We start from the raw sequence: 5,455 nt of genomic DNA, 5'->3' as shown, positions 1-5,455 counted from the left end.
TTCGTCGCCGTGCTGGCCGGCTGGATCGTCACCGAGACCGGCCGAGCGCCCTGGCTGGTCTACGGCATGATGACCCACGCTGAGGGGGTCACACCGTCGCTGACGGGCGGCATGGCCCTGTTCACGCTGATCGGCTATGCGTCTGTCTATGCGGTGGTGTTCTGGGCCGGCATCTACTACCTGACCCGGGTCGTGCGTCAGGGCATGCTGCCCGAGCCGACCCATGACCCCGGCGAGGTGGAGCGACCCAAGCGTCCGCTGTCCGCCGCCCATGTGCCCTTCGAGGACGCCTCACGCCAGCCGACAAGGAGCTGAATCATGGAAATGTTCGATCTTTCACTGATCTGGGCGGGGATCATCGGCTTCGGGGTGATCATGTACGTGCTGATGGACGGCTTCGACCTGGGGTTGGGCATCCTCTTTCCCTTCGCGCCCGACGAGGACGCCCGAGACGTGATGATGAACTCGGTGGCCCCGGTCTGGGACGGCAACGAGACCTGGCTGGTGCTTGGCGGGGCCGGTCTGCTGGGGGCCTTTCCTCTGGTCTATTCGGTGTTCCTGCCGGCTCTCTACATCGGGGTCTTCCTGATGCTGGCGGGCCTGATCTTCCGCGGTATCGCCTTCGAGTTCCGTTTCAAGTCGCGTCGCAATCGTCGCTGGTGGAACCGGGCCTTCTGCTGGGGTTCTGCGGTCGCCGCCTTCGCCCAGGGCGCCGTGGTGGGTTCCTATATCCATGGCTTTCCGGTGGAAGATTTCGTCTATGTAGGTGGTGCCCTGGACTGGCTCACCCCCTTCTCGGTGCTGACCGGTCTGGGCCTGATGGCCGGTTACGCCCTGCTCGGTGCCACCTGGTTGATCCTGAAATCCGAGGGGCATGTCCAAGCCTGGGCCTATCGGATCACCCTGCCCTTGCTTGCGGCGGTGCTGGCGGTGTTCGCGATAATCAGCCTCTGGACGCCCTTCGTGGACCCCAATGTCTGGTCGCGCTGGTTCGATCACCTCCAGTTGATCTGGATACTGCCGACCCTGGCGCTGTTGAGCGCGGCTCTGGTCTTCGTCTCGGTTCGGCGGCGTTCCGAGGGATTGCCCTTCGTGGCCACTCTGGGACTCTTCATCTTCACCTACCTGGGGCTGGTGGTGAGCAAGTGGCCGGTAATCGTGCCGCCCGACTACACCATCTGGGATGCGGCCTCGGCCCCGGAGTCCCAACTCTTCCTGCTGATCGGCGTGCTCTTCGTCATCCCCATCGTGCTGGGCTATACCGCCTGGACCTACTGGGTCTTCCGCGGCAAGGTCAAGGTGGGTGAGGGCTACCACTGAGCCCGTGGCGGAGCCCATCGATACCCAGGGTTCCCTGAGCCCCCGACCTTGGCTCGTCTCGCTGGCCGCTGGCGAGCGTCGCTTGCTGGGTCTGGCGACCCTGTCAGGATTGGCCGCCGGGACCTTGACCGTGGTGCAGATGGGGCTGCTGGCGTGGCTGCTCGCCCAGCTTCTGGTGGCTGAGCGGCCCCCTTCCGACTTGTGGCCGGCCTTCATTGCCCTGGTGGCCGTCCTGCCGATCAGGGCGTTGGCGCAATGGGGCCAGGAGGTTGCGGGTCTCGAGGCCAGTCTGCGTATCCGTCGTCGGGCCAGGGCTGCCTTGCTCGACCATCTGGCCCTCCTGGGTCCGGTGCGTCTGGCATCGCGCCATTCAGCCTCGCTGGCCAACCAGCTGGTGGAACAGGTGGAGGCTCTGGATGGCTACTTCGCCCGCTTCCTGCCCCAGTTGCGCCTGGCGGTGGCCCTTCCCTTGGTGATCCTGGCGGTGGTTGTCTGGCTCGACTGGCTGGCTGCACTCTTCCTGCTGCTCTCGGCTCCGCTTATCCCCCTGTTCATGGCCCTGGTCGGCATGGGAGCCGAGCGTCTCAACCGCGACCAGTTCTCGGCCATGGCCAGGCTCTCCGGTCATTTCATCGATCGGGTCCGCGGTATCACTACCCTGCAGCTCTTCGGTCGTGCCCGTGATGCCACCGCCGAGGTGCATGCCGCAGCGGACGACTACCGTCTGCTGAGCATGAAGACACTGCGTCTGGCCTTCCTCTCCTCGGCGGTACTCGAATTCTTCTCCTCGGTGGCCATCGCCGTGGTGGCAATCTATGTCGGGTTCGGCTTGCTTGGCTATATCACCTATGGCCCCTCAGCGGAACTCAGCCTCTTCTCTGGATTGCTGGTGCTGCTGCTGGCGCCGGAGTTCTTCCAGCCCCTGCGCAGCCTGTCACAGCATTACCATGATCGAGCCGCTGCCCTGGGTGCCGCCGATGGGCTCGTGGCGTTGCTCAACGAGGGGCGGGATTCCCTGCACCCGGAGGCGATCCCCCCGGAGCCGGCCAGTGACGGGGAAATCGTCAGCCTCAGCGGTGTCACGGTAGAACATCTCGGCCGGGGCCAAGTGCTCGGACCGATCGATCTGGAGGTGATCCCGGGCGAGATGCTGGTCCTCACCGGGCCATCGGGGGCCGGCAAGTCGACGCTGCTGCAGCTGCTGGCCGGCTTTATCGGGCCATCGTCGGGGCAGTGGCGTCGGTCCACGCAGATGAGGTTTGCCTGGATGGACCAGCGCCCATTGCTGATTCTCGGCAGCCTGACCGAGAACCTGCGGCTAGCCGATCCCGAGGCAAGCGAGATCAGGATGCGTCACGCACTGTCTCGCGCCGGCCTCGATGACGTCCTGTCGGCCCTTCCCGAGGGCCTGGAGACCCAACTGGGTGAACGGGGCCTGGGACTTTCCGCGGGCCAGGCCCAGCGACTTGCCCTGGCCAGGATCTTTCTCTCGGCCTCGCCACTGGTATTGCTCGATGAACCCACGGCCAGCCTGGATGAGGACAGCGAGGCCTGGATCATCCGGGGGCTGAGTGAACTGGCCGAGGAAGGTCGTACCTTGGTGATCGCCACCCATCATCCGGCGCTGATGGCGATGGCGGACCGACGCCTGGAGCTCGATGAAGGCGGCCGGCTAGTGGCCGTGACGGGGGAGAGTGATCGTGGTTGAGTCTCTCCGCCAGGCGACGTCAGGCACCACCTTCGCCCCCTGGTGTCGCCTGCTGGCACGCCGTCGCCGTCGCCTGATGGCGGGGATGGCCTTGATGGCATTGACGCTGGTCTCGGCAATCGGCCTGCTGGCGCTATCCGGCTGGTTCATCACCGCCAGCGGATTGACGGGTCTGCTACTGGCAACAGGTGTCGCCGCCAGTCTGGATGTGTATGTCCCGGGCGGCGGGATTCGTGCCTTTGCCCTGACGCGAACGGTGTCTCGCTATGCCGAGCGGCTCTACAACCACGATACGGTTCTGCGTTTGCTGGCCGATCTACGCGCCCGGCTCTTCGGTGTGCTGGTGGAGCTCGATGAGCGCACACTCTCTCGCCGTCGAGCCAGTGACTGGTTGCATCGCCTGACCGCCGACATCGACTCGCTCGACAGCCTCTACCTGAGGTTGCTGGCTCCTCCCGCAGTGGCGGCCCTGTCGATTCTCGCTCTGGGAGGCTTCTTGGCCATCTGGTCGCCGGCGGCCGGGATGGTGGTGTTGCTGGTGCTCGGCACGACCTGGCTGTGGCTCACCCTTGGCCAGGCGTTGGCAGGCATGGCGGCCAGCCGACGCCAGGTCACTGACCTAGAGCGAATGCGCAGTGGCCTGATCGAGGAATTACAGGGGCTCGCGGAATTGCAGGCCTATGGCAGCCTGGCGGAACATCGTCGGCGTCTGGATGCCGTAGAAGCCTGCCTTCAGGTCGATCAACGGTGTCTGGGACGCCGAGTGGCTTTCGGCAATGCCCTGGTTGGCGTGGCGGTGAGTCTGACCCTGGCGCTGGTCCTCTGGCTGGCGGCACTGGCTCACCAGGTTGAAAATCTGTCGGGTCCAGTGATGGTGATGATGTCCCTGGCGATCCTCGCCATGAACGAGGCCCTGGCCGGTCTGCCTATGGCCTTCACGCGGCTCGGAGCGACTCAGGCGGCTGCCGAGAGGCTCAACGGGCTGGAGGCGTCACGACCTGTCGCAGCGACGCGGGAAGAATCGCTTCCCGCCGGGCCGCTCGGGGTGACCCTGGAGGATGTGACGCTGCACTATCCCGGCAACCTCGAGCCTGTCCTGGAAGCTGTTTTCGTGGATATACGCCCTGGCGAGCGAGTGGCGATCACCGGTGTTTCCGGTGCGGGAAAGTCCAGCCTGGGAGGGCTGCTGGCTGGTCGACTTCCGCCGACTCGGGGCCGGATCATCCTGGGCGCTGTCCCCCTCGGCTGGCCGGTGCCCGGGTCTCTGGCGGAACGAGTGGGGCTGCTCACCCAGCGGGTGGATCTCTTCGATGACAGCCTGGCCGCCAACCTGCGTCTTGCGGCCCCCGACTCCCCGGAGCCACGGCTTTGGCAGGCCCTGGCAATGGTGGATCTCGCCGACTGGGCAGAGGCATTACCCGGAGAGCTATTGACGCGGGTGGGCGAGGGCGGTGCCCAGCTCTCGGGTGGTCAGGCGCGTCGTCTGGCCCTGGCGAGGCTGTGGCTGCGCGATCCCGGCCTGGTGATCCTCGACGAGCCCTTCGCTGGCCTGGATGCCGAAACTGCCTCGCGTATCGCGCCTCGGCTCGATGGCTGGCTGGCGGGTCGCACGGTCATCTACCTGGTACACCAGCTGGGCGAGGCCGTCGATCCGCCGTCAATCGATCGGGCAATGACATTGCGCGCCGGCAGGCTTTGCGAAACCGCCCGGTATCTTTCAGTATAAGGTCATGACTTACGACGGTGTGGACCATGCATGACTTCCTCAGACGCCTGCCCAAGGCGGAACTACATCTGCACATCGAGGGTGCTCTGGAACCGGCGTTGATGTTTGCCCTTGCCGAGCGCAACGGGATCGAGCTGCCCTACGCAACCGTCGAGGACGTGCGCGCCGCCTATGATTTCTCCGACCTTCAGTCCTTCCTGGACCTCTACTATCAGGGCATGAGTGTCCTGCGGACCGCCGAGGACTTCTTCGATCTGGCGATGGACTACTTCCGACGGGCCAGCGACGAGGGGGTGGTGCATGTAGAGATGCACTTCGACCCTCAGGCCCATCTGGCGCGTGGCATCGAGCTGCCCGTGGTGATGGAGGGGCTTTCGCGGGCACGGCGCCAGGCGCAGCGCGAGCTTGGCATGTCCACGGCGTTGATCATGGCCTTCCTGCGCGACGGTCCGGCCGATGAGGCGATGGAGATGATGGAGAGCGCGGCCCCCTACTGGGAGATGCTCGATGGCGTAGGGCTCGACAGCGCCGAGGTCGGCCATCCGCCGGCGAAGTTCGTCGCTGTATTCGAGCGGGCTCGCGCCCTCGGTATTCCCCGGGTCGCCCATGCCGGCGAGGAGGGGCCTCCCGCCTACATCCGCGAGGCCCTGGACCTGCTGGATGTCTGTCGCATCGATCACGGCGTGCGTTGCCTGGAGGAT

Annotated in this window: 5 protein-coding genes; all 5 read left to right on the top strand. The window is 65.5% G+C overall.

Annotation, left to right across the window (positions count from 1 at the left end; all coding sequences use genetic code 11):
• Positions 1-315, top strand: a 315-nt coding sequence (locus ACESMD_RS05055) for a cytochrome ubiquinol oxidase subunit I (protein WP_372610937.1), incomplete at its 5' end; no start/stop codon positions are given.
• Between the two features lie 3 nt (positions 316-318).
• Complete coding sequence (cydB, locus tag ACESMD_RS05050; protein WP_372610935.1) at positions 319-1,320, top strand: cytochrome d ubiquinol oxidase subunit II; 1,002 nt, start codon at positions 319-321, stop codon at positions 1,318-1,320.
• Entirely contained in the window at positions 1,304-3,028 is a 1,725-nt protein-coding gene (gene cydD, locus ACESMD_RS05045; RefSeq protein WP_372610933.1) for a thiol reductant ABC exporter subunit CydD, read from the top strand. Before cydB ends, cydD begins: the two co-directional genes overlap by 17 nt.
• Positions 3,021-4,754, top strand: coding sequence for a thiol reductant ABC exporter subunit CydC (gene cydC, locus ACESMD_RS05040; RefSeq protein WP_372610931.1), 1,734 nt, complete (start codon positions 3,021-3,023; stop codon positions 4,752-4,754). The genes cydD and cydC overlap by 8 nt, the downstream gene beginning before the upstream one ends.
• A gap of 26 nt (positions 4,755-4,780) precedes the next feature.
• On the top strand, positions 4,781-5,455 hold a 675-nt coding region (add, locus tag ACESMD_RS05035), incomplete at its 3' end, for an adenosine deaminase (protein WP_372610929.1).

This window comes from Halomonas sp., from assembly GCF_041689495.1.
GTDB lineage: Bacteria > Pseudomonadota > Gammaproteobacteria > Pseudomonadales > Halomonadaceae > Halomonas.
The sequence above is the reverse complement of the archived record's forward strand: the minus strand, read 5'-3'. Positions and strand labels throughout refer to the sequence as shown.